Annotated in this window: 20 protein-coding genes; 6 read left to right on the top strand and 14 right to left on the bottom strand. The window is 64.3% G+C overall.

The window, feature by feature from the left end:
- The 8 genes from AC244_RS08740 to AC244_RS08705 form a co-directional block, all read right to left on the bottom strand.
- The coding region (locus tag AC244_RS08740) for an FGGY-family carbohydrate kinase (protein ID WP_053248354.1) at positions 1-1317 on the bottom strand (1317 nt) is incomplete at its 3' end.
- A complete protein-coding gene (locus tag AC244_RS08735; RefSeq protein ID WP_053248353.1) occupies positions 1317-2441 on the bottom strand; it encodes an ABC transporter ATP-binding protein in 1125 nt (374 codons plus the stop codon). The genes AC244_RS08740 and AC244_RS08735, both read right to left, overlap by 1 nt.
- Complete coding sequence (locus tag AC244_RS08730) at positions 2438-3556, bottom strand: ABC transporter ATP-binding protein (RefSeq protein WP_053248352.1); 1119 nt, start codon at positions 3554-3556, stop codon at positions 2438-2440. The genes AC244_RS08735 and AC244_RS08730 overlap by 4 nt, the downstream gene beginning before the upstream one ends.
- Before the next feature lie 3 nt (positions 3557-3559).
- On the bottom strand, positions 3560-4417 hold the full coding sequence (locus tag AC244_RS08725) for a carbohydrate ABC transporter permease (RefSeq protein ID WP_053248351.1): 858 nt from the start codon (positions 4415-4417) through the stop codon (positions 3560-3562).
- A gap of 10 nt (positions 4418-4427) precedes the next feature.
- Positions 4428-5351, bottom strand: coding sequence for a carbohydrate ABC transporter permease (locus AC244_RS08720; RefSeq protein WP_053248350.1), 924 nt, complete (start codon positions 5349-5351; stop codon positions 4428-4430).
- A 195-nt stretch (positions 5352-5546) separates the two neighbouring features.
- The gene (locus tag AC244_RS08715) at positions 5547-6992 is read right to left on the bottom strand and encodes an ABC transporter substrate-binding protein (protein ID WP_053248349.1); all 1446 of its coding nucleotides are present in this window, start codon (positions 6990-6992) and stop codon (positions 5547-5549) included.
- A 127-nt stretch (positions 6993-7119) separates the two neighbouring features.
- The gene (locus AC244_RS08710; protein ID WP_053248348.1) at positions 7120-8088 is read right to left on the bottom strand and encodes a sugar-binding transcriptional regulator; all 969 of its coding nucleotides are present in this window, start codon (positions 8086-8088) and stop codon (positions 7120-7122) included.
- 512 nt (positions 8089-8600) lie between these two features.
- Positions 8601-9404, bottom strand: a complete 804-nt coding sequence (locus AC244_RS08705) for a helix-turn-helix transcriptional regulator (RefSeq protein WP_082366776.1) — start codon at positions 9402-9404, stop codon at positions 8601-8603.
- 186 nt (positions 9405-9590) lie between these two features.
- On the opposite strand from AC244_RS08705, the gene AC244_RS08700 reads away from it, so the two are divergent.
- The 5 genes from AC244_RS08700 (at position 9591) to AC244_RS08680 (ending at position 14586) form a co-directional block, all read left to right on the top strand.
- Positions 9591-10679 (top strand): ABC transporter ATP-binding protein, encoded by a 1089-nt coding sequence (locus AC244_RS08700; protein WP_053248347.1) that lies wholly within the window; start codon positions 9591-9593, stop codon positions 10677-10679.
- Between the two features lie 71 nt (positions 10680-10750).
- On the top strand, positions 10751-11911 hold the full coding sequence (locus tag AC244_RS08695; protein WP_053248346.1) for a spermidine/putrescine ABC transporter substrate-binding protein: 1161 nt from the start codon (positions 10751-10753) through the stop codon (positions 11909-11911).
- 224 nt (positions 11912-12135) lie between these two features.
- Positions 12136-13002 (top strand): ABC transporter permease, encoded by an 867-nt coding sequence (locus tag AC244_RS08690; RefSeq protein WP_053248450.1) that lies wholly within the window; start codon positions 12136-12138, stop codon positions 13000-13002.
- A complete protein-coding gene (locus AC244_RS08685; RefSeq protein WP_053248345.1) occupies positions 13002-13820 on the top strand; it encodes an ABC transporter permease in 819 nt (272 codons plus the stop codon). The genes AC244_RS08690 and AC244_RS08685 overlap by 1 nt, the downstream gene beginning before the upstream one ends.
- A 4-nt stretch (positions 13821-13824) precedes the next feature.
- On the top strand, positions 13825-14586 hold the full coding sequence (locus tag AC244_RS08680) for an SDR family NAD(P)-dependent oxidoreductase (protein WP_053248344.1): 762 nt from the start codon (positions 13825-13827) through the stop codon (positions 14584-14586).
- A gap of 250 nt (positions 14587-14836) precedes the next feature.
- Here the strand turns inward: AC244_RS08680 and AC244_RS08675 are convergent, their stop codons facing one another.
- The 6 genes from AC244_RS08675 to AC244_RS08650 form a co-directional block, all read right to left on the bottom strand.
- Positions 14837-16495, bottom strand: coding sequence for a urocanate hydratase (locus AC244_RS08675; protein ID WP_053248343.1), 1659 nt, complete (start codon positions 16493-16495; stop codon positions 14837-14839).
- 90 nt (positions 16496-16585) lie between these two features.
- Positions 16586-16915, bottom strand: coding sequence for a TfoX/Sxy family protein (locus AC244_RS08670; protein WP_053248342.1), 330 nt, complete (start codon positions 16913-16915; stop codon positions 16586-16588).
- A gap of 16 nt (positions 16916-16931) precedes the next feature.
- The gene (locus AC244_RS08665; protein ID WP_053248341.1) at positions 16932-18026 is read right to left on the bottom strand and encodes a DUF917 domain-containing protein; all 1095 of its coding nucleotides are present in this window, start codon (positions 18024-18026) and stop codon (positions 16932-16934) included.
- 1 nt (position 18027) lies between these two features.
- Positions 18028-19299, bottom strand: a complete 1272-nt coding sequence (locus tag AC244_RS08660) for a Zn-dependent hydrolase (RefSeq protein ID WP_053248340.1) — start codon at positions 19297-19299, stop codon at positions 18028-18030.
- Positions 19296-20675 carry a dihydroorotase gene (locus AC244_RS08655; RefSeq protein ID WP_053248339.1) on the bottom strand — a complete coding sequence of 460 codons (1380 nt, stop codon included), beginning with the start codon at positions 20673-20675 and terminating at the stop codon, positions 19296-19298. The genes AC244_RS08660 and AC244_RS08655 overlap by 4 nt, the downstream gene beginning before the upstream one ends.
- Positions 20676-20717: 42 nt before the next feature.
- Positions 20718-22256, bottom strand: coding sequence for an aromatic amino acid lyase (locus tag AC244_RS08650; RefSeq protein ID WP_053248338.1), 1539 nt, complete (start codon positions 22254-22256; stop codon positions 20718-20720).
- Positions 22257-22465: 209 nt separating this feature from the next.
- Between AC244_RS08650 and AC244_RS08645 the strand changes: the two genes are divergently transcribed.
- On the top strand, positions 22466-23710 hold the full coding sequence (locus AC244_RS08645; RefSeq protein WP_053248337.1) for a LysR family transcriptional regulator: 1245 nt from the start codon (positions 22466-22468) through the stop codon (positions 23708-23710).
- Positions 23711-23812: the final 102 nt, after the last annotated feature.

The following is a 23812-nucleotide window of genomic DNA, read 5'->3' as shown; positions in this document are numbered from 1 at the left end:
GGTCTGGACACTGGCTCCGAGCGCACCGCCAAGAATGCGCCGAAGCGAGGCACTGCGCGCCGCGCCGCCCGTCAACCGGATGCGGCCCGGAAGCGGCCCCATCTCGGCGTAGCAATCGCGGGCGGCCATGGCGAGCCCGTCGAACACCGCCTTCACCATGTCGCCGAAGCCGTGGGTAATCGAAAGCCCGACGAAGGAGGCGCGCGCTGAGGCGTCGACGAAAGGTCCTCGCTCGCCCGCGTCCGAGATATAGGGCTGGAACAGCAGCGAGGTTTCCTTGGCCTCGGCCAGCCAACCGTCGACATGCGACAAGAGCTCGCCCTTGGTCTTCTCGACGCCCATGCCCTTCAGGAGGCCGCCGGCAACCGACAGGATCCAGTCGATGTTGAGCGTTGCCGCCATGTTCGACTGCATCTGCGCGTAGGTGTCCGTGATCGGCATGCACATGGTGTAGCCGGTGAGATCACGATTGAGCCGCACGTCGTCGGCGCTGGTCGCAAGGCGCATATGCATGCCGGTCGAGCCGATGATCGAGCAGCCGGTGTCCGTGCCCGGATCGTAGAGCCCGGCGCCAAGGGCCGTGCAGACCACGTCGACATAACCGAGCACGACCGGCGTGCCGGTGGGAAGACCGGTTGCTGCGGCAGCGTCGGCCGAAAGCTGGTGATGCGATGTCGCCCCGTCGACGATTTCCGGCAGGAAATGCTTGAGCTTTTGCAGGCCGAGAAAGCGGATGACGTCATCGTTATAGCTGCGGGTGCGGAAGTCACCGAAGGTGAAGTTGGCTTCGGAGGGGTCCGTCGCACGCATCTGCGTCAGCTTGAAATAGAGCCAGTCCTTGCAGTGAAATGTGGTTGCGACGCCCGACAGCATTTCCGGCGCGTTATCGCTCATCCAGCGAAGCTGCGGCCCCTGCTGGCAGGCGGCCAGTCCAGAGCCGGTGCTTTCGAAGCGCGCGACGTCGCCGCTGTCGCCGCGCAGGCGCTCGACCGTCTCGCCGGCGCGCGCATCAAGCCAGAGCCAGCCCTTGCCGATGGGATCGCCCGCCCTGTCGATCATCCAGGTGCCATCGCCCTGACCGGTCACCGCGATCGCGGCAACACGGCGAGAGAGGTTCTCGATCCTGTCCGAAAGCTCGGTCAGGGTAGCAACCGTATCGGCCCAGGTGCGGTTGAGATCCTGCACGCTGCCGGTCCTGCCGACGGCTTCATAGGAGTTCGGCACCGCGGCAATCGCGAGCTGTCGCCCGCCAAGGTCGAAGGCCACCGACTTGATGACCGACGTTCCCGCATCGATACCGATGAGGATGTCCCGCATCAGGCAAGCTCCTCGCCGTGGCTGATCGCCTTGCCGCTGTCGCCGTCGAACACGTGCAGGCTCGACGGGTCGAGGCGGATGCCGATCGGTTGGCCGACGGCAAGTTCCGTTCGGTCGTGCTCGACGAGCACCATGGTGCCGCCGGCGAAATCCGCAGCGATATGCGTCTGGTCGCCGAGCCACTGGTTGACGGCCACCCGGCCGGCCACCCCGTCGGTGCTGCGGCGCACGGAGTAAGGCCGGATGCCGAGCACCACCTTCTGCCGCTTCATCAGCGCATCGCGCACGGCGTGGGAGAAGTCCGACGCCGGATATTCCAGCCGCACGCCGTCTTTGAGGCCAAACGAGACCTTGGCGTCCGAACCGGTGACACTCGCCTCGAACACGTTCATCGGCGGCTCGCCGACAAAGGTGCCGGTGAAGAGGTTCGCCGGACGCTCCTTGATCTTCTGCGGCGTATCGAACTGCTGCAGCACGCCGCCTTCCATGACCGCGATGCGGTCGGCGAGCGCGTTGGCTTCCGTCTGGTCGTGGGTCACGAGGATCGCCGTCAGCCCGCGTTCCTTGATGTAGTGCTTGATGCGGCCGCGCAACACAGCGCGCAGCTGCGGCTCGAGCTGCCCCATCGGCTCGTCGAGCAGGTGCAGGTTGGCGTCGCGGATCAGCGCCCGCCCCAGCGAGGCGCGCTGCTGCTGGCCGCCGGAGATCGAGCTTGGGTAACGGCCGAGAATGTCCTCGATTTCGAGCAGCTTGGCGATACCAGCCACCTTGTCGTCGACGACGCTCTGCGACAGCTTGGAGGCCTTGAGCGCAAAGGCAATGTTTTCGCGCACGGTCAGCGGCGGATAGAGCGAATAGCCCTCGAAGGCCATGGCGACGTTGCGGCGCACCGGAGCAAAGGTCTGCACCTCACGTCCGCTAAGCGAGATCGTGCCGCGCGATACCGCCTCGAAACCGGCGATCATGCGCAGGGTCGAGGTCTTGCCGCAACCGGACGAGCCCAACAGTGCGATGATCTCGCCCTTCTTGACGTCCATGTTGAGCTTCTTGACGGCGTGAACGCCGTAGTCGATCGGACCGTAGAACTTGTCGACGTCCTTGATCAAAAGAGCGGTGTCGTTCATGCCGCTTCTCCATTGCGCTTGGATGCGATGTCGGCGCGCGGCAAAAGCCGGCCGCTCGCCTTGTCGAAGAGAAAGGCCTGGGCACCATTGACGGCGATATGCGCGGGTCCCGCCACCGGCCCCGGCGTTCCGGCCGGGCGCGACACGAGAATTTCGCGGCCGCGCGCGGTCATCGCCAGCGTCACGGTCTTCTCGTTGAGCGGCGTTTCCGCCTCGACTGTGACGGGAATAGCCCCCGGCGACGATGCGTCGGTGAAGACGATGGTTTCCGGGCGAAGGCCGAGAACACAAGGCTTGCCCGAGACATCGCCGTCATAGTCGGCGAGCCGAACCCGGACGTTGGAGAGCTCGACGAAGACGCCCTCGCCGCCACGCTGCGGCACGACATCGAGCAGGTTGATCGTCGGATCGCCGAAGAGCCGCGCGATCTCGATATCGGCAGGCGCGTTGTAGATCTCCTGCGGCGTGCCGATCTGGCGGATACGCCCCTGCGACATCACGGCGATCCGGTCGCCGAGCGCCATCGCCTCCTTGTAGTCCTGGGTGACGTAGACGACCGTCGCGCCTTCGGCCGCCAAGAGGCGCGGCAGTTCCAGCCGCATCTCGAAGCGGAGCTTGGCGTCGACATTGCGCAAGGGATCGTCGAGCAGCAGCAGCGGCGGCGAGCCGACGAGCGCGCGCGCCAGTGCCGTGCGCTGCTTCTGGCCGTTGGAAAGCGCCTTGGGGTGGTGGCTCAGCACATGGTCGATCTTCAGCAGCTTCGCGACCTTCTGCACGCCGTCGGCAATCGCGTCCTTCGACGACCTCGTCGCCGTCAGCGGGCTGGCGATATTGTCGAAGGCGCTCATGTGCGGAAAGAGCGCGAAGTTCTGGAAGGCCATGCCGACGCCGCGGTGTTCGGCATCGACGTCCGTCATGTCCTCTCCGCCGATCAGCACCCTGCCCTCGTCCGGCTCGATGACGCCGGCGACCAGGCGCAGAAGCACTGTCTTGCCGGCGCCGGACGGGCCGAAGAGCACCAGGCGTTCGCCATTGGCGACGTCGAGCGAGAGGTCGTCGAGAACCGTCTGGCTCTTGTAGCGCTTGACGATGTTTTTTAAGTGAAGCGTCGTCATGTCTTACCCTTTCACCGCGCCAAGCGACAGGCCTTCGACCAGATAGCGCTGAGCGTAGAGTGCGAGCGCCAGCGTCGGCGTGACCGAGAGAACGATGGCCGAGGCAATCTGCCCGTATTGGATGCCTGAGGAGGTGACGAAGGCAAGCGCGCCCACGGTCACCGGCTGCTTGTCGGCTGACGCCAGCACCAGCGCGAAGACGAAATTGTTCCAGGCGAAGATGAAGGCAAGCAGGCCGGCAGCGGCAATGCCCGGTCCGGCCAGCGGCAGGGCGATCTTGCGGAAGGTCGCAAACCAGGAATGGCCAGCGATGCGGTAGGCATATTCGACGTCAGCCGAGATATCCTCGAAGTAGCCGCGCACGATCCACAGGATGAGCGGCAGGCAGATGAGCTGGTAGACCCAGATCAGGCCGAAATAGGTGTTGGAAAGGCCGAGCCACTGGAAATACTGGGTCAGCGGCAGCAGCACCAGGAGCGGCGGCGCAAAGCGGAAGGAGAGCAGCGTGAACGCGATGTCTTCCGAGCCCTTGAATTTGTGACGGGCAAAGGCATAGGCCGCGGGAACCCCGAGCACCAGCGCCACGGCAACGGACGCGACCGACAGGAAGATCGAGTTGCCGAGGTTGCGCATGAAGGCGATGTCGAGCGTGCCGGCCGCCGTCTGGAGTTTGCCGGTGATCAGCGCCGCATAGTTCGACAGCGTCGGCGAAAACACGATCGAGGGCGGTATGGCCAGGATGGTCTCGTTCGTCTGGAACGACATCAGAAAGATCCAGAAGATCGGGAACATGAAGAAGACAACGACGAGCGTCAGGGCGACAGCGCGCAGGACCCGTTCGACAGGAGACATGGTTTCCATTTCAACCTCCTTACGCTTCGCCGCGGGCGCGTTCACGCAGGCGCAGCCAGTTTTTGATGAAGACGTTGGAGAGCGTGTAGGTGATCGCCCACAGGATGATCAGCAGCGCTGCCGAACGGCCGACATTGGTCGACTGGAAGAAGTTGAGATAGGCCTCGACCTGGAAGACGGTGAGCGTATTGCCCGGCCCACCTTGGGTCATGGCATAGATGATGTCGAACTGCTGGATGCTGTCCAGCAACCGGAACAGGGTCGCCGTCAGGATATAGGGCGTCAGCATCGGCAACGTGATGCGAAAGAAGACGAAGCTTCTCGGCACGCCGTCAAGGGCTGCCGCCTCGAACGGCTGGGTCGGCAGCGACCGGAGGCCGGCCAGAAGCAGGATCATGATGAAGGGCGTATAGACCCAGATATCGACCAGAACCACGGTCAGAAGTGCGGTATCCGGCGACGAGGCCCAGCGGAAATCATGCAGGCCGATGAGGCTTGCGAGATAGCTGAGGATACCGAAGCTCGGATTGGTCATCAGCTTCCACATTAGCGCGGCCAGCGCCGGCGCGATCATCAGCGGCAGAAGCAGCATGATCGAGATGAAGTTGTTGATGGTGGAGCGGCGCTGCAAAAGCAGCGCGATGCCGAGGCCGAGCAGCAGTTCCAGCGTCACGGTGATGCCGGCATAGAGCAGCGACACCTTCAGCGTGTTCCAGAAGGCCGGATCGGTGACGAAGTTCAGGTAGTTTTCGCCCCAGTTGAACTGGCGCGCCCAGGGCTGGCTCAGCCGGTAACGCTGGAACGAATAGATCACCGCCGTGAAGAAGGGGATGAGAATGCCGATGCACACCAGCAGCGCCGGCAGGCTCAGCACATAGGGAAGCATCTTCCTGCTGATCCTGAAACCTGACGCCGGTTTGCGGAGGGTTGCTGTTGAAGCCATATCGAGCTCCGTTCTCTAACTCTTGAAGAAAGCACGCGGCACGCGAGGCGTTTTCGCGCCCGCGCCGGTCCATCGGCATCTCAGGTTGGTTTGGGCGGCCACCGGCCGGTCGCGGGACGCCCGACGCTCAAGTGCCGTTATGCGTTCATTTGAAAGCGCGGCTCTCAAGTCGCCGGGCATCGCTTGGGAGGCGTATCAGCCGAGACCAGCTTCCTTCAGCTGGCGATCGATGCTTTCGACGAGCTGGTCGAGACCTTCATCGACCGGCACCTGCTTGGCGACCATCTTCTGCAGCGTCGCCGCCCACTCGGTGGTGACGTCGAAGAACAACGGCTGCGCGGTGAAGTGGATCTTCGCGCCCGGTGCCGAAATGTCGTGCATCTCCACATAGCCCGGATAGCTCTTGTTCAGTCGCTCGCGGAATATCTCGTCCTTCCAGACCGATGCGCGAACCGGGTTGACGAAGTCCATCGTGGTCGCGCCGAAGATGGCATGCTCAAGACCGGTGGCCCATTGCAGGAAGTACCAGGTCGCGTCCTTGTCCTTGGCGAAATTGGACATGGCAAGCGACCAGATCCAGATGTTCGGCGTCGGCGCAGAGGCGGCGGGATTGGCGGCGAACGGCGCGTATGCCAGCTTGCCCGCCATCTTGTTGTCGCCGCCATTCATGAAATAGCCGAGAATGTCGGCATCGTAGATCATGGCGGAGGCGCCAGCGCCGAGATCGGTCCCGACCTGGTACCAGGTATAGGTCGACCAATCCTTCGGACCACTTTCCTGGATCATCTGCACCCATTTGGTGTGGAAGGCCTTGGATTCGGCTGTATTCATCGCAGCGGTAAGCTTGCCATCGGCCGAAACATTCAGGTCCTTCTGGCCGAAGTTGGCGTAGCCCGACAGGAAGCCCGGATGGATCGTCGCCCAGGAGCGCGAGCCGCGCACGCCGATGCCGTAGACACCGCCACCGACATCCTTGGTGAGCTTCGCCGCGGTGGTCGCGAGTTCGTCGAGGTTTTTCGGGACGCTGACGCCCACTTTGTCGAGCATTTCCTGGTTGAACGAGAGATTGTTCTGTTCGTAGCCCCACGGAATGCACCATTGCTTGGCGTCTTCCGAACCGAGCGCGCCGCCCGGCTGGCCGTTCCAGGCGCAGGAGTTCTTGACGCCCGGCAGGAAGTCGTCCCAGGCATATTGCGGGTTGGTCTTGGTCGGATCCTTGATCCATTCGTTGAGGTCGGCGATCCAGCCGGCCGGACCATAGGTCCAGGTCATGTAGGCGCCGGTCATGAAGGCGTCGTATTCGGTCGAGCCCGAGGAAAGCGCTGCCGTCACCTTGTCGAAATAGACGTCTTCCGGGAATACGTCATAGGTGACTTCGATACCGGTCAGATCCTTGAAGGCCTGAAGGTTGGCAATCATCGCGTCGGCATAGGGATGCTTGTTCAACAGCAGCTTCAGCGACTTTCCCGAATGCGCCTTCCAGTCGAAGTCGGCGGCGAGCGCCTGGGTCGACATCATGTTGAAGAGCGTGCCGGCCGTGCCGGCCGCAATCCCGGCGGCGCCGAGACCCTTGAGCATGCCGCGACGATCTACCTCTCCGCGCAGAAACGCGCTGATGAGGTCTTTCTCCTTCTCGTACATAAGTCTTCTCCTCCGTTGCGGGTATGATTGCTTCATGCGATCACCGGCTACCCGACCGGTATTCCTCCCCTTGAGACCTTAGAGCGACACCTCCTCGCCCTCGCCTCTCGACTTTGTCAGACACTCCTCATTTGCCGTCGGCGGCGAGCGCCCGGGCCGTCTTCTCGTCGGTGATGAGACCGCTCAACAGACCACTTGCGAGCACAGCGCGAATGGCGGGCGTCTTGATCTTGCCACCGGCGACGGCAACCGTGCGACGGTCCTTCAGATCGTCGCGGCTGAGCGTGAAGGTGCGGTTCGACAGCGTCGTCTCGATCGGGCGACCGTCCTCGTCGAAAAAGTGGCCGAGCAACTCGCCCTTGCCCCCGCCCTTCTGGATCTCCTCGATCTCGCTCATCTCGATCATGCCTGTCGAAACCAGCGACGCCTCGCGCTCTGCGGTGCCGATGCCGACCATCAGCAGGTCGGCGGTCTTGGCGAGATCGAAGACCTCGCGCACGCCGCGCTGGCTGAAGAGCACGTCGCGGTCCTCGACGGTGTTGGCGAAGAACGGCACGGGCATGACATAGGCCTCCGCGCCGGTGCGCTCGGCCAGCCGGTGGATCACATCATGCGGGTTTGCCGAGAACTTGCGGGTGAGCCCGCCGAGCAGCGAGACGAAGCGAGTGTTATTGCTGGTGGTGCGCGGCAGATACTCGACGCAGGCGGCGAGCGTTCGGCCGTGACCGACGCCGACCAATGCGGTTTCGCCGCGCTCGATCTCGCGTTTCAGGAACTGCGCGCCAGAAATGCCGAGCGCCTTCAGCGGCAGGTCGTCGGCATCGAAATCGGGAACGACCTCGCAATAATCGAGGCCGTAGCGCGCCGAGAGCTTCTGCTCCAGCTCGACGCATTCCGACACTTCGCCATCGATGTAGACCTTCACCAGGCCTTCCTGGTTGGCCTTCATGATCAGCCGGTGGGCTTTGAGCGACGTCAGCCCCAGCCGCTTGGCAACCTCGGCCTGCGTCAGGCCGCCGGCATAGTGCAGCCACGCGGCACGCGTGGCCATGCTGGTTTCATCGTCGCGAAGGTTTGCGCCACCGATGATTGTCATCGTCTCCACCCTGATCCGTTATGCTGCAATGCGTGATATTTTTCGCATTGCATGATATTTTTATCTCGTTGATGAAAGAAATTTCATGTCGTGAAAAAAATGTCAAGCGAGAACATGAGAGACTCGATCACGGTTTGTGGATCGCCGCGCATGACGAGGAGTAAGGACGGGCCTGATGCGAGTGCCATTGGCCGAAAACCGTTGCCGAGCGCAGGCGGTGATCGGCAAAAACCGTACCGGTCAGAGTACTGATAACGACGGCTTGAACTTGGCGTTTCTCTCGGAAAGCCGAGGATGCCCCAAACCCTCCTCATTCCTGTGCCTGTCACAGGAATCCAGTCACCCCAAGTCCTTGGGCTGGAAGGTCTTTTGACCCGACAGACGTCGGGTCGCTGGATCCCCGCCACAAGGGCGAGGGTGACGGAGAATGGGATGTGCCTCTCGTCAAACAGGCATTCTCAGGGGTTTGTCAGCAGTCTTATCCGCCGAAAGGCCGGCATGCCGTAGTGACCTTACTGGCCGAGATTGCGCAGATAGAGGGAAAGAAGCTGCGTCTGCGAGGAGATGCCGAGCTTGCGGTAGACGTTGCGGCGATGAACCTTGACCGTGCCGGTCGAGATTCCGAGCTTCAGGCCGATCGATTCCGAGGAATGCCCCTGCAGCACCAGTTCAATGATCGAGGCTTCGCGTTCGGTGAGATTGAGATGCTGCCAGACGCCATCCGCCGGTGGATGCACCGATTTCCTGCGGCTGCGCCCGGTCTTTGCCAGCGCTGCATCGAAGCGGCGCCCGAGATCGGCCCAATGGTGGCGTACCAGTGCCGAGACCAGCGGCTCGACCTTCTTCAACAGCGCGAATTCCGCAGCGCTGAAGGACCCTGTCGCCTCGCGCCGCATCAGCGACAGGACGACGGTGATCTGCTCGCTGATCGGCACGAAGAAGCCGACCTCCTCTGCGAGCCCCGTCTGCACATAATAGGTCCGGTAGTATTCGCTGGAGAAGAACCGGTCCGGCGCCCGCTCGCGCATGCGCCAGACGCCCGGCTTGCCCTCGCAGGCCGCATGGTAGAACGGGTCGAGCAGATAGGGGCCGGCCTGGTAAAGGCTGACGAACAGCACGTGGTCCTTGGCATTGAAGGTGCTGTAGAGGTCGATCGGCCGTTCCTTGCCGCGATAGGCGAAAACCACCACGTAATCGAACGTCATCAGCGTCGACATCAATTGCCGATAAGCCGAGCCCACGGCCTCGTCGTCCATCGCCGCCCCGTCGACCATGGGCGCCAAGACCTGAAATAATCCCTCGAGATCGATGCCCAAACCGCTCTCCCGCCGATCCGGCCCTGTTCCGGGGTATACTCCTCCCACAAGCCAATTCACGTTGAAATACCTCTCTCGGGGTATATACCGGCACCGGGCGCTTTGACTAGGCTGCCTGTCAATGACGGTGGAGCGTCAGGGCATCAGAGCCTTGGCGGTATCCGACAACAACCGCAGGGAACAGACGTGACATCCGCTTCGACGAACGACATCGAGTTCCGTTCGGTGGTCAAACGCTATGGCAGCGTGACCGCCGTTTCGGACATCAACTTCGCGGTGCCGAAGGGCGCCTTCATGGCGCTGCTCGGCCCTTCCGGCTGCGGCAAGACCACCTGCCTGCGCATGATCGGCGGCTTCGAGCAGCCGAGCGAAGGCACTGTTTATATCAGCGGCGAACCGATGAACGGCGTTGCCGCCTATCGCCGCCCGGTCAACATGGTGTTCCAGCAGTATGCGCTGTTTCCCCATCTCGACGTCGAGCAGAACGTTTCCTACGGGCTCCGGCAGATGCGGCCGCGCATCTCAGGCGCCGAGATTTCGCGCCGCGCCCAGGAGGCGCTGGAGATGGTCCGGCTCGGCGGCTTCGGCAAGCGCCGGATCCATGAAATGTCCGGTGGCCAGCAGCAGCGCGTGGCGCTTGCCCGCGCCATCGTCAACAAGCCGAAGGTGCTTCTGCTCGACGAGCCGTTGGCTGCCCTCGACAAGAAGCTGCGCACCGCCATGCAGATCGAGCTGCAGACGCTGCAGCGCGAACTCGGCATCACCTTCGTGCTCGTGACCCACGACCAGGAAGAAGCGCTGTCGATGAGCGACTTCGTCTGCGTCATGAATGCCGGTCGCATCGTCCAGGTCGGGCCGCCGCAGGACATCTATGATCGTCCGGCAAGCTTGTTCGTCGCCGATTTCGTGGGGAAGACCAACCGGATCACCGCAACCGTCGACACCGGCGGCGCCTCGATCCTTTTTGCCAACGGTGCGCGGTTTGCAGCGCCTGCCGCCGCTACGCCGAGCGCCGGCGCTGCCATGGTTGCGCTGCGGCCCGAGGCGATCAGCCTGAAGCGCAACGGCGCGGCCGGCACCGCCGCTCTCTCCGGCACCGTCACGCACCGCATCTTCCTCGGCTCATCAGTCGAGTATTCCGTCGACGTCGATGGCCTCGGCGACTTCCTCGTCACCGCCGACCGACGGGCGCTTGACGACAGCGATCTCGTCGAGCCCGGCGACAAGGTCGGCCTCGCCTTCGATCCGAATGCGCTCCACATCTTTCCGGCCTGAAATGTCTTTCCGGCCGATCTGGCCGGCCCCTGCTGCCTTGCATGAACGTCAACGATAAAGGGAACAGCGTCATGACCAAATGGTACAGAGAAAATGCCCCGATCACCGCCGAGCAGCTGGCCGACGAGCTGATGCGCCTGAAGCGCGGCTCGGTCACCCGCCGCCACTTCCTCGGCGTCACCGGCCTCGGACTTGCGACGGCGGTGCTGGCGCGCCAGCCCGGCCTGTTCAATTCGCCGGCCTTTGCCGGCGATCGCGGCACTCAGATGTCGATCGCAACCTGGCCGAACAACCATGATCCCGCCACTTTCGAGGCGTTCCAGGCCGCAACCGGCGTTGCCGTCGAGGTCAACGTCTTCGGCTCGAACGAGGAAATGCTGGCCAAACTCCAGGCCGGCGGCACCGGCTGGGACCTGTTCGTGCCAACCAACTACACGATCTCCACCTATGTGAAGCTCGGCCTCATCGACGAACTCGATCTCTCCAAGCTGCCGAACTACGACGCCTCGACCGAGACCGCGCGCTTCACCAATGAAGGCGTCGTCGACGGCAAGACCTATGCCGTGCCGAAGAACTGGGGCACCACCGGCATCGCGCTTAACTCCACCAAGATCAAGACCCCGGTCACCAGCTGGAAGGACTTCTTCGAGGTCGCCATGACCGAGGCCGACGGCCGCGCCATGGTCCACGACTACCAGCTGACCACTATCGGCAACGCGCTGGTCTCGCTCGGCTACTCCTTCAATTCGACCAAGCCGGACGAGCTCGCCAAGGCCGAGGAGCTGCTGATCAAGGTGAAGCCGCATCTCTACGCCATCAACAGCGACTACCAGCCGTCGATGCGCGCGACCGATGCCTGGATGACCATGTGCTGGACCAATGACGGCGCGCAGCTCAACCGCGACATGCCGGAAATCCAGTTCGTGCTCGGCAAGGACGGCGGCGAAATCTGGTCGGATTTCTACGCGATCCCCAAGAGTGCGGCCAACAAGGCGGCCGGCTACGCCCTGCTCAACTACCTGATGGCGCCTGAAAACGCCGTCAAGGAGCATATCGCCAACGGTGCACCGACCACCGACAGCCGCGTCATGAAGCTGCTGCCGGCCGATGTTACCGGCAACAAGATCGTCTATCCCGACGAGGCCTCGCTGACGCCGCTCGAATTCGGCGCCGCCGTGACGCTGACGGATCCGGGCCGCGCCGAGCTGATGGCGCGATTCAAGTCGGCTTGAGCAGGACTGTTATGTGAATGCCCCTCATCCCGCTGCCGCGACCTTCTCCCCGTTCTTACGGGGAGAAGGGACAGGCGGCAAGCTCCCCGCTCCCCATCGCACCAGTTGGTCAGGGGAACAGAACGGGCGCCGCGAGTCCCCTTCGCCCCGCAAGCGGGGAGAAGGTGGCCGGCAGGCCGGATGAGGGGCGGAAATTCGAAATCGACTTTAACGGATTCATCCTTATGCCCGCGGCAACGAACACGAAGAGAAACCTGGTGACGGCAGCGCTGGTGGCGCCGGCGGCGGCATGGCTGATGATCTTTCTCGTGCTGCCGTTCATCGCCATGCTGGTCTTCGCCTTCGGCGAGCGGGCGCCGGAAGGCGGCTATCAGGCGGCCTTCACCTTCGCCCAGTTCGCGAGGCTGCCGACGCGGGCGGCCGCCTTCTGGAATACGATGGTGCTAGCGCCGGTCGGTGCGCTCCTCTGCCTGCTGGTCGCCTATCCCGTCGCCTACTACCTCGCCGTCAAGGCCGATCCACGCTACCGCCTGATCCTCGTGTCGCTGGTCGTGGTGCCCTTCTGGACGAGCCTGCTCGTGCGCACCTATGCCTGGATGTATATCCTCGGCTCGCGCGGCATCCCGAACCTGTTGTCGATGATCGGTTTTGAGGATGTGCGCCTCTTGAATACGCCGGGCGCCGTGCTGCTCGGCATCGTCTATGGCTACCTGCCGCTGATGATCATGCCGATCTATGTCAGCCTCGAAAAGCTCGATCGGCGCTTGCTCGAAGCCTCGGCCGACCTCGGCGCCAGGCCGGTCTCGACCTTCTTCGGCGTCACACTGCCGCTGTCGCTGCCGGGCGTGATGACCGGCGTGGCGCTCGTCACCATCCTGCTGCTTGGCGAATACCTGATCCCGCAGCTGCTTGGCGGCGGCAAGGTGTTCTTCATCGGCAACGCGCTGGTCGATCTCTTCCTGCAATCTCGAAACTGGCCCTTCGGCTCGGCGATCGCCGTGACGCTGGTGGCCGTGGTCGTGGTTATCCTGATGGTGGCGATGCGCATCGCCTTTAGGGTCGCCGGCACAAGACAGGTGGATCTCGTCTGATGCGCGCCTTCATCTCCTCGGTCTATCTCTTCCTCTACGCGCCGATCGCGCTCGTCGTATTGTTCTCGTTCAACGCGGGGCGCAGCGCCAGCGAGTTCACCGGCTTTTCGACCGCCTGGTACGGCAAGGCGCTCGGCAATACCTTCCTGGTCTCGGCGCTGCAGAACAGCCTGATGATCGCCTTTACCAGCGCCACCCTTGCCGCGGTCTTCGGCACCATGGCAGCACTCGGCATGGAGCGGCTCGCCCCGCGCAACCGGGCGATCTTCGACGCGCTCTTTGCCGCGGCGATCGTCGTTCCCGGCGTCGTCATCGGCATCGCCACGCTTGTTGCGCTTGTTGCCGTCTTCTCCTTCGTCAATCCGGCGCTATCGGCGATCTGGCCGGGCGACCAGCCGCCGCAGCTCGGGCTCGGCTACGGTTCGATCATCGCCGCCCACGGCCTGTTCTCGATGGCGCTCGTCACCATGATCGTGAAAGCCCGCATCGCCAGCCTCGGGCGCGATATCGTCGAGGCATCGAGCGATCTCTATGCGACGCCGCTCACCACCTTCCGGCTGATCGTCCTGCCGCAGATCCTGCCGTCTATCCTTGCGGGCTTCCTGCTGGCCTTCACCTTCTCCTTCGACGATTTCATCATCGCCTTCTTCGTCGCCGGCTCGAAGACGACGTTGCCGATCTACGTCTTCGCCTCGATCCGCCGCGGCGTGACGCCGGAGATCAACGCGATCGCGACGCTGGTGCTCGTCGCCTCGCTGCTTCTGATCCTGACTGCCCGCATCCTGATGCGGGAAAAGAAAACAAAATCCGGGGAGTGAACAGATGATCCTGAAAGACCGGGTCGCGATCGTGACCGGAGCGGGCTCCGGGATCGGTCAGGCGGGCGCAGCCATCATGGCGCGCGAGGGCGCCCATGTCGTCATCGTCGACCGCAGCCCCGAAGCGGGCAGCCTGACCGTCGACACCATTCGCGCCACGGGCGGCAAGGCCGAAGCCGTCGCCTTCGACGTCACCGACGACGCAGCGCTTGCAGACGGCATCGCCGATATCCTCTATCGCCACGGCCGCATCGATATCCTGCACAACCACGCCGGCGCACAAGTTGCCGGCGATCTCGAAGGGGTCGAAGTCTCCGGCTTCGACCGTTCGTGGAACCTCAACGTGCGCGCCCATTTCATGGCCGCCCGCCTGGTCATGCCGTCGATGAGGGCAGCCCGCCGCGGCGTCATCGTCAATACCTCCTCATCTTCCGGCGTGCTCTACGACCGCGAGATGATCGCCTATACGACGACGAAACATGCGGTCATTGCCATGACCAAGCAGATGGCCGGCGACTACGCCCAGCATGGCATCCGCGTCAACGCGCTGTGCCCCGGCTGGGTCGATACGCCCTTCAACGAGCCCTTCATCGCCCAGATGGGCGGCCGCGGCGCGATCGAGGCCTATATCCGCGAAAAGGTGCCGCTCGGCCGCTGGGCAAGCGTCGACGAAATCGCCGAGTCGATCCTGTTCCTCGTCTCGGATCGCTCGTCCTACATGACCGGCCAGATCCTGGTGGTCGATGGCGGCGAGACGGTGGTGTGACCGTCAGACATTTAGGTCGCAGTGGACCCTGCCTCCCCACGACTGGAGGTACGGCAACGGCTCACTCCCCTCATTTCTGTGCTTGTCACAGAAATCCAGCCACGGCGCGTCCGCGCCGTGAATAACTCTGACCGAGCCGGGCAAGAGAGCGAGTCCCTGGCGCCGCCGACGCGGCGCCTCTGGATCCCTGTGACAAGCACAGGGATGAGGTCGGCGTGCGCAAAGACCTTACGCTCTCACGCCAAGCCTCTCACACCTTCACATGCCCAATGCCCTTGGCGGCGATCTCCTCGAAGCTCTCGTCGTAGCCGGCATCGGCATAACGGATGACGCCGAGGGACGTGTCGTTGGTGAGCGCATGGTCGAGCCGTTCGTCGGCATCAGGCGTGCCGTCGGCAACCACGGTGACGCCGCAGCTCGTCATGTAGCCGGCATAGCCGCCGCCGCCCGAATGCACGACGACGAGGTCGGCCATCGACGAGCAGAGCAGCATGGCATCGAGCAGCGGCCAGTCGGCGATGGCGTCGGATCCGTCCTTCATCCGCTCGGTCATGATGTTGGGATGCGCCATGGCGCCGGCATCGAGATGGTCGCGCGAAAAGGCGACCGGTCCCCTGAGCTCGCCTGAAGCGACCAGCTGGTTGACGCGCCGAGCGAGCGCCGTCCGCTCACCGTGCCCCAGCCAGGCAATGCGCGCCGGCAGGCCCTCGAACGGGATGTGCTCACGCGCAAGCCTGATCCAGTTGGTGACGATCCGGTTGTCCGGGAACATGTCGAGCAGCAGATCGTCGATACGGGCGATATCGCTCTCCTCGCCGGAAAGCGCCATCCAGCGGAAGGGGCCGATGGCCCGGGCAAAGAGCGGGCGCAGATAGGCCTCGGTGAAGATCGGAATGTCGAAGGCGTTGGCCACGCCGCCCTCACGCGCCTGGGTGCGAATGAGGTTGCCGTTGTCGAAGACTTCCGCGCCTTGTCTCTGGAAGTCGAGCATTGCCGTCACATGTTCGACGATCGACGCGCGGCTTGCCGCCATCAACTGTCCCTGGCCGTCGTCGCGCAGCGATTTTACTTGGTCGATACTCATGCCTTTCGGCACATAGCCGTAGACGAGGTCGTGCGCCGAGGTCTGGTCGGTCACCACATCGGGCACGATGCCGCGCCGGGCGATCTCAGGATAGATCTCGGCCGCATTGCCGACGAGACCGACGGAAAGCGCGCGCTTGTCTTTGACCGCCGCATCGATCATCGCAAGCGCCGCGTCGAGATCGGGCGCGATCTCCTGGAGATAGCCGACCTGCTTGCGCGTCTTCGCCCGTTCGGGATCGATGTCAATGCAGAGGATCGCGGCCCCCGCCATCCGGCCGGCGAGCGGCTGCGCGCCGCCCATGCCGCCGAGCCCGGCGGTCAGCACGAAGCGGCCGGAGAGGTCGCCGCCGAACCGCCGCTCGGCAATGCGCATGAAGATCTCGTAAGTGCCCTGGATCACCCCCTGGCTGCCGATATATTGCCAGGCGCCGGCCGTCAGCCCGCCCCAGCAGATCAGCCCCTTGCGCTGCAGCTCGTAGAAGACTTCGGCCTTCGCCCATTGGCCGACGATGTTGCAATTGGCCATGATCACCAGCGGCGCCTTGGCATGGGTCTTCAAGAGCCCGACCGGCTTGCCCGACTGGATGATCAGCGTCTGGTCCTCGTCCATCTCGATCAGCGCCTTGACGATGGCGCGGTGCGCCGGCCAGTTGCGCGCCGCCTTGCCAAGCGCCGCATAGACGATGAGATTGTCCGGGTCCTCGCCGACGGAAAGCACGTTTTCCAACAGCCGCAGCAAGGCTTCCTGCCGCCAGCCCTTGGCGCGCAGCTCCGGTCCGCCGGGGATGGGGAAGTCAGGATGACGGGGGTTGGCCTTGGGCATTGTCTCGTTCCTTGTGCTTGTATCGGCGGTAGCTAACTGCCCCTCTCCTCGGGTTAAACTCGAGGAGAGGGGCAAAGCCACTTCGCTCATTCACTTCGGCGGCAACGTTTCGACGAAGGCGATCGCCGCATCGATGAGCCGCTTGCGCAAGGCATCGTCGCCATAGGCGTCCGCCCCGGCCCGCACCCAGCCATGCATCGCACGCCCGTTCATCACCATCAGCTCGATGCTGGGCAGTGCCAGCGCCCAGCCGTCATTGCCCTTGCCAAGCCGCACCAGCATCGACCCTTCGCGCGCACCGCAGAGCAGATTGCCGTTGAGCAGAAACGCCCAGCCGCCGAACATCGCCTTTTCCGACAGCCCCGACCGGCCGGCGATCTCGTCCTTGATCAGTTCCTCAAGTCCCGCACCGCCCCCCATGGCTCTCCCCCCGCCGTTACTTCCCCGACAACGCGTATCGGGCGAGCTCGATACCCATCGCCTTCTCCACCGAGGGGTAAACGGTAGGGTCGAGCACGCTGGAGGCAAGCGGGATCACCGTTTTCGGCACATGCAATACGAAGATCTTCATGCCCATCTGCAATTGGCCGACGCTCAAAGGTTCGCCCTCCGGCGACAGCGTGGTGATGACGTCGGGGAAGGTGGCAAGCCTCCGGCCTTCCGCAGAGTCAACCGCCATGTATTCGTTCATCACGTGCAATACCTTGGAGTCAGCGCCCTTCCCCAGCGTCACGGTGCCGATATCGAAGGCCTCCTTGGTGTAGACCACCGACTTGTCGGTGATCACGCCTTCGGCCAACAGAGCGCCGCTCGTCGTCTTGACGATCGCATCGATGATGGCGCTGCCGCCCTTGGCTTCGGCAGCGATGATCGCCTCGCCGAGCGCGAGCGCCAGCGAGATGCCGCCGAGCGCCGCATTGGCCTTGACATAGGATGCACGCACCGGATTGCGGCACGAGGCGATGAAGCCACCGGACATGTCGGAGGCGGTGCGCAGGATCGGCGACACCTTGGCGGTCGCTCCGCGGACCACCAGCTCGATATAGCGGTTTTCATCGCGATTGCCGCCGACAGCGGTCTGGATCATCTGCTCGGGCGAGCCGGCAAGGCCGATCGAGCCCATGTCGCCGGTCGGGTGCGCCCGGATGTCGCCGACCGCATCGACCACCTTGGTGCCGAGGATCGCCGATGGCAGCCAGCCATTGAGCGTCGAGGACTTGCCGTTTTGGCCGATGATCAGGCCCGAGAGCTTCTCGCCGAGCGCCTCCTGCAACAGCTGCACCGCCTTGACGTAGTCGACGCCGCGCATCTCCCACGGTGTGGTCGAGGCCGGTGCGCCGATGGCGGCAGCCGTCGCCACCCAGTCGTTAGCATCAAGCTCATCGACCGACACCAGCTCGGGCTTGCCGATCGAGACCGCGGCATAGCCGAGCATACGGCCGTGATCGGCCCAGCCGCCGCCGCCGGCGGCATAGACGGAGCCGCCCTTGACCGCTGCCTCGACATCCTTTTCCGTCAGTATCCGGCCCATCTCACACCTTCTCCTGCAATCGTTTATCGAGCCTCTTCACCGCATCGAAGAGAACGGCCGCGCCAAGCGCGATATCATCGTTTTCCGCCCATTCTTCCGGTGCATGCGAGCGTCCGCCGAGGCACGGGATGAAGATCATCGCCGAGCGGGTGATACGGCCCATCCAGGCGGTGTCGTGGCCGGCGCCGGAGGCCATGCGCCGATGTTTCGCGCCGATCTCGGCGCAGCTTTCTTCGAGCGTCGAAAGCAACAGCGCGTCGCCCGGAGTCGGATGGTTGTCGGAAAGCACATTGGCAGGCGCGATCGTCACGCCCGCTTCGCCGGCGACGCGCTCGGCAAGCGCACCCAGCTCGACGATGAACCGCTCCATCTGCGGCCGCAGCTCGGCACGGGCATCGATCAGCAACCGCGCCCGCGACGGCACGACATTGGCCGCGTTCGGTTCGATCGAGAACTCGCCGACCGTTGCCGTGAAATGCCCCTCGCCTTTGGAAAATTCCGTCGCCAGCGTCTCGATCGCCAGCACCAGCCGCGAGGCGGCGACCAGCGCATCGCGCCGATGGCCCATCGGTGTTGTGCCGGCATGGTCCGCCTGGCCTTCGACGATGATCTCGATGCGGGTGATGCCGGAGATGGCCGTGACGACGCCGATATCCAGCCGCCCGGTCTCCAGCACCGGCCCCTGCTCGATATGTAATTCCAGAAACGCCTTGATGTCGGAGCGCTTGAGCACTGACAGCCGCGAGGGATCGCCGCCAACCTCGACGATACCCTGCCGCAGGCTGAGATCGCCCTGCACCCGGCTCAGCCAGCCATCCGGCAGGATGCCGGCCATGCCGCGGCTGCCGACGCAGGACACGCCGAAGATCGACACTTCCTCGGCCAGGAAGTCGACGATCTCCAGGTCGTGATCGAGTTCGATGCCGGCGTCGGAAAGCGCGCGCGCCACCTCAAGTGCGGCGGCGACGCCGGCAATGCCGTCGAAGCGGCCGCCCTCCGGCACCGTGTCGGAATGCGAACCCAGCATCAGCGTGCCCAGCGCCGATTTCCGCCCCTTGCGACGGCCGATGAGATTGCCGGCCGCATCGATCCGGGTTTCCAGCCCCGCCGCCCGGAAGCGGCGATCGAGGAACGCCCGGCCTTCCAGGAACAGCGGCGTGAAGGCGCGCCTGGTATACGGCCGGTCCGGCTCGGTGATGCCTGCAAGCCCGTTGACGATGCCGGCAATCCGGCTCGCATCCACGGGCAGATTGGTCTTGACGCTCGTGCTCATCGGGCCTCCTGCAACGGCAAGGTCTGAAGTGGGCGAACAAAGGCACCGGTGCCAGGCCTTGCCACGACAGCGCGCCCGTCAAAGGCAAGCGCTCCGCGCAGATAGGTGGCAGACACCCGCCAGGGCAGCCTGATGCCGTTATAGGGCGACCATCCCACGACATTGTTGCCGCTTTCGGCCGCGTCATAGATGTAGGGCTCGGGCGTCATGACGATAATGTCGGCGTCCTTGCCGGCCTCCAGCGCGCCCTTTTGATGGTCGAGCCGGAAATGCCGCGCCGGGTTCAGCGTCATCAGCTCGGCCGCCCGTGTCAGGGACACGCCGCGCTCGAGCGCGCCTTTGACGAACAGCGGCACCATGACTTCGAGGCCCGGCACACCAGAAGCATTGGCCAGCATATCAGGGTTGGTCTTGCGATCCTCCGACCAGCTGACGTGATCGGTGGAAACCATCGTTACCGTGCCGTCGGCCACATGCCGCCAGAGCTTTTCCACCTCGGCGCGCGGCCGGATCGGCGGATTGATCTTGGCCTTGCCGCCAAGCCGGCGAACGTCGCTCTCCTCGTCGAGCGTCAGGTAGTGGATGCAGCACTCGATCGTCGCCGCATGGCCCTGGGCGCGATAGGCGGCGGCGATCTCGTAGCCGCGCCCGAGCGAGCAATGCACCACATGCGCTGGGCATCCCGTCGCCGCACCCGTCTCGTAGATCTGATTGGTCGCCAAAAGCTCCGTCAGCGGCGGACGGGAAAGGCCATGGGCACGATAGTCGGTGATCCCGGCGGCCTTGACCCTTTCAATCGCGCCGCGCACCGCCTCGTCGTCCTCGTTGTGGACCCCGGCGCTAAGCCCCGTCGGCGCAATCGCGCGAAAGCAATCCTCGAGCAACGCTGCGGGAATGCGCGGAAAGCGCTTGGGGTCGGTGCCGAACGTGGAGAACTTGAAGGCAGCGACCCCGGCCTCGACCATTTCGAGGATGCGGGCCGGTCCCTCCTCGGGATCGACCGTGCCGTAGAGCGCGAAGTCGACGCGCGCCTGCGGGCTCGCATGGGCGACCTTGCGTCCGACTGCCTCGGCCGAGCAGACGAGATTGCCCTCGTCATAGGGCATGTCGACGATGGTGGTGACGCCGCCGGCCGCGGCCGAGCGGGTCGACCAGACGAAATCCTCCTGGTTCTTCTGCGACAGCGAATGCACCTGGGCGTCAATGGCGCCGGGAAGGATCATTGCGTTTCCGAGATCGTGGCGTTCACGGGCGGATGGTGCTGTCCCCTGGCCGACATGCACGACCTTGCCGTCGCGCACGGCCACATGCCCGCCCTCGACGATCCTGTGCGGGAGAACAACGGTGCCTTTCAGGACAAGATCGAAATCGGACATCGTGTTCTCCCCCCGGATCAGTGTTGTTGGATCAGTCTTGGATCACTTGCTCAGCGCAAAGAAGTCGTCGAACTCCGGCATCGGCGCCATGGTGACGAAAGTGCGCAGCAGCTCATGGCAGGTAAACGCGTCCTGCAGCGCCTCGATCTCCTTCGAAAGCGGCCGGTCCTTGACATACATCGGGCTGATCGAACGGGTACGCTCATGCGCAAGCTTGACGATCCCCTGCGGCGCGTCGCCGACGAGATCGATCGCCTGCGACGACAGGATCGCCTCGATCGCCGCCAGTTGCCTGAGATCGCGCACCTGCGTTTCCATGCGCTCGACGATCAAGGGCAGGAAGGTCGCCTCTTCCTCCAGCCCGCCGGCAACGACGATCGACTGGGCCGAAAGCGGCACCGCCATCGACTGCACGCGCATGTAAAGCTCGACCGCAAGCTTCATCAGCGGGCCGAGGCCGGTGGCGATTTCGCCCGGCGCTACCAGATTGACCGGCAGGTTGCGACGTCCGCCGTTCGACAGAAGGATACAGCGATTGAGCACGTTGCGCGCCACATGGGAAAAGGCGATCTGCGCCGTCTCGACATAGAGCGTCGTCGTCAAGGGCAGCGACGCGCCCGACGCATGCACCTGGCCGCCGAGCACCACCGGATTATCATCCGAAAGATAGGTCGCCTCGACCAGCCGGCCGGCGGCCACCAGCAACGTATCGACAACGGCGCCGAACACCTGGGCGGTCATGCGCAGGCTCAAGGGGTCGTGGATCGCCGTCGGCAAGGGCCAGTCGGCAACGCCGGACTGGCCGTAGAGCCAAGAGCCGACCAGCGCTTCGCCGCGCGTCGACAGCGTCGCCGCCACCCGCCACGGGTCGGCCGACGCGCCAAGCGCCTGCGACGACATCACGCCGGTGACGAGCAGCACGCGGATTGCCGCCGCCGCCTCGCGCAGCACATCGGCGGCCGCCGAATAGGCAATCGCATTGACGCTGAGCGCGGCAAGTGCGTCGCGCGGCTGCATCTTCAACGGTTTCAGCCCGGCATCGGCGAGCGCCGTTTCAGCCGGCACCAGCCGGCCGCGATGATAGGCTTCGCCGACCCCGGTCAGGACAGCCGCGATCTGTCCCATCAGGCCGATATCGGCGCAGCCCATCGAGCCATGGCGGCGCACCGCCGGAATGATGTCGTGCTCGACCAGCGCCAGGAAGGCAGTGATCAGCTCGGGGCTGCAGCCGGTGTGCCCGCGCATCGCGGTGTTGCAGCGGATGGCGATCGCCTTGCGCACGATCGGCACCGTGAAGAATTCGCCGGTGCCGAAATGATGGGCGCGCACCAGCGAGGTGTTGAACTCGGCCAGATCATCCGCGGTCCAGAGCCGGTCCTTCATCGAACCGACACCGGTGTTGGAGCCGTAGACCGGCAGGCCGAGCGCGATGCGATCGGCGATCACCTTGTGCGCTGCGGCGACCCGCTCCATGCCGCCCTCGTCCGCGACCGGCCGCGCCGCGCCCGAGCCGATTTCCTCGAGCGTCGCGAAGTCGAGCGGTTTCCCGCAGAGAACGATAGACTTGATCTGTTGCAGCATGCCGAAAATACCTTACCACGCGACGCGCCTCGATGCCGAAACGATGCGTGGATGCAAAGACTTGATGCGCTCCCACCTCTTCGGATGAAGGGTCGTCTGCCCGCATGCTATGCGTTTTGTTCACTGTCGTGATATATCCCAAATCCGGAACGGCCGATGCCTAAAGCCGAACATGGTTCCGGCGATGGTGCCGGCGGAGAATTTGCGGAATGGATATCGCCACGATCCTGCTCGTCGAGGCCGTCATGCGCGAAGGCGGCATCAGGCGCGCCGCCACCTCAAGCGGGCGCGCGCCGTCGAGCGTCAGCGCCGCCGTTCGCCGCTTCGAGCAGGCCGTTTCCATTCCCCTCTTCCGCCGCGACGGCGGCCTCATGGTCCTGACCCTGGAGGCGCGCGCGCGACAGGCCGATGTGACCGAAGCAAGCGCCACGATCCGGGCGCTGCTCGCCACCGCCTATGCGGAGCCACCGAGCGCGATCCCGCCCGTCGGCCTCGCCGCGGTCCCACCCGTCGGCCTCGCCGCGGTCCCACCCGTCGGCCTCGTCGCGCTCGATCGTTTCGTGCGGATCGCCCGGGCCGGCAGCATCCGGGCCGCCGCCCGCACGCTGGGCCTCGGTCAGCCGCAACTGACGCGGCAGATCGCCGATCTCGAACGTCATCTCCAATGCCGATTGCTTGAGCGCTCCCACGGTGGCATCGCCTGCACGCCGGCCGGCCTCGACATCATCCCTGAAGTCGAACGCCTGCTCGACATCTGGATGCGGCTGACGCGCGCCTCGGCCGACCGGTTCCGTCGCGACGTCACCACCTGGCGCCTCGGCGCCGTCATGCCGCTTGGGCCGGAAAGCGAGATCGCCCGCATGCTGGCGGCGCTGACGGCCACCTGGCACCGCTCCCGTCCGCGACAATCGCTCTTTATTTCCAGCACCACTGCCGATGAGCTTCTGGCCGGTCTCAAGAGCCGGCGCTTCGACGCCGCCCTGCTCGATGTCGCCGGTATTCCGCCTGACTTCGACGGCCGTCTCGTGTCCGAAACGCCGCTGGTGCTGGCCGGTCCGGCGCCAGCATTGTCCGAAATGGGCGGCGATCTCCCACGGCTGCTCGCCACCTGCCCGATCGCCGTGCCGAGCGCGCGCAGCGGCCTGCGCCGTGAGGTCGCCCGCTTTCTCGAAGACACGCTCAGTGAGGCGGAACGTCGCCGCGTGACGCTGGTCGAGGTCGATTCCATTCCCGTCATCATCAACCTGGTCAGCCATCACGGCTACCTCTCGGTGCTGCCGGAAACCTCGCTGTCACGCGTCCAGCGACCACCCGCCATGATCCGGCTGGGGCCGCTCTACCGCCAGTCGCTGACGCTCGTCTGGCCGCGCGGCGCCTTTTCCAGCGAGGTCGGCGACCTGATGATCGGCATGATGAAAGCAGGCCCGCAGGCAACGACAACCTTGCCGGGATGATCGCGACCAGCGGAATCGCTTCCTCATCATTCGCCGCCAAAGGCCTGAAACGACTCGGCAATATCGTGTCGTTGAATCAACCCGTGAGGTTGTTGAATCAGT

The sequence above is a fragment of the Ensifer adhaerens genome (assembly GCF_001270265.1).
Classification (GTDB): Bacteria; Pseudomonadota; Alphaproteobacteria; order Rhizobiales; family Rhizobiaceae; genus Ensifer; species Ensifer adhaerens_B.
The sequence above is the reverse complement of the archived record's forward strand: the minus strand, read 5'-3'. Positions and strand labels throughout refer to the sequence as shown.

Bases quoted from the DNA above. Each gene is read 5' to 3' on its own strand.
- AC244_RS08735 (WP_053248353.1), bottom strand. From the start codon at position 2,441: ATGAACGACACCGCTCTTTTGATCAAGGACGTCGACAAGTTCTACGGT.
- AC244_RS08730 (WP_053248352.1), bottom strand. From the start codon at position 3,556: ATGACGACGCTTCACTTAAAAAACATCGTCAAGCGCTACAAGAGCCAG.
- AC244_RS08725 (WP_053248351.1), bottom strand. From the start codon at position 4,417: ATGGAAACCATGTCTCCTGTCGAACGGGTCCTGCGCGCTGTCGCCCTG.
- AC244_RS08720 (WP_053248350.1), bottom strand. From the start codon at position 5,351: ATGGCTTCAACAGCAACCCTCCGCAAACCGGCGTCAGGTTTCAGGATC.
- AC244_RS08715 (WP_053248349.1), bottom strand. From the start codon at position 6,992: ATGTACGAGAAGGAGAAAGACCTCATCAGCGCGTTTCTGCGCGGAGAG.
- AC244_RS08710 (WP_053248348.1), bottom strand. From the start codon at position 8,088: ATGACAATCATCGGTGGCGCAAACCTTCGCGACGATGAAACCAGCATG.
- AC244_RS08695 (WP_053248346.1), top strand. From the start codon at position 10,751: ATGACCAAATGGTACAGAGAAAATGCCCCGATCACCGCCGAGCAGCTG.
- AC244_RS08690 (WP_053248450.1), top strand. From the start codon at position 12,136: ATGCCCGCGGCAACGAACACGAAGAGAAACCTGGTGACGGCAGCGCTG.
- AC244_RS08685 (WP_053248345.1), top strand. From the start codon at position 13,002: ATGCGCGCCTTCATCTCCTCGGTCTATCTCTTCCTCTACGCGCCGATC.
- AC244_RS08680 (WP_053248344.1), top strand. From the start codon at position 13,825: ATGATCCTGAAAGACCGGGTCGCGATCGTGACCGGAGCGGGCTCCGGG.
- AC244_RS08675 (WP_053248343.1), bottom strand. From the start codon at position 16,495: ATGCCCAAGGCCAACCCCCGTCATCCTGACTTCCCCATCCCCGGCGGA.
- AC244_RS08670 (WP_053248342.1), bottom strand. From the start codon at position 16,915: ATGGGGGGCGGTGCGGGACTTGAGGAACTGATCAAGGACGAGATCGCC.
- AC244_RS08665 (WP_053248341.1), bottom strand. From the start codon at position 18,026: ATGGGCCGGATACTGACGGAAAAGGATGTCGAGGCAGCGGTCAAGGGC.
- AC244_RS08660 (WP_053248340.1), bottom strand. From the start codon at position 19,299: ATGAGCACGAGCGTCAAGACCAATCTGCCCGTGGATGCGAGCCGGATT.
- AC244_RS08655 (WP_053248339.1), bottom strand. From the start codon at position 20,675: ATGTCCGATTTCGATCTTGTCCTGAAAGGCACCGTTGTTCTCCCGCAC.
- AC244_RS08650 (WP_053248338.1), bottom strand. From the start codon at position 22,256: ATGCTGCAACAGATCAAGTCTATCGTTCTCTGCGGGAAACCGCTCGAC.
- AC244_RS08645 (WP_053248337.1), top strand. From the start codon at position 22,466: ATGGATATCGCCACGATCCTGCTCGTCGAGGCCGTCATGCGCGAAGGC.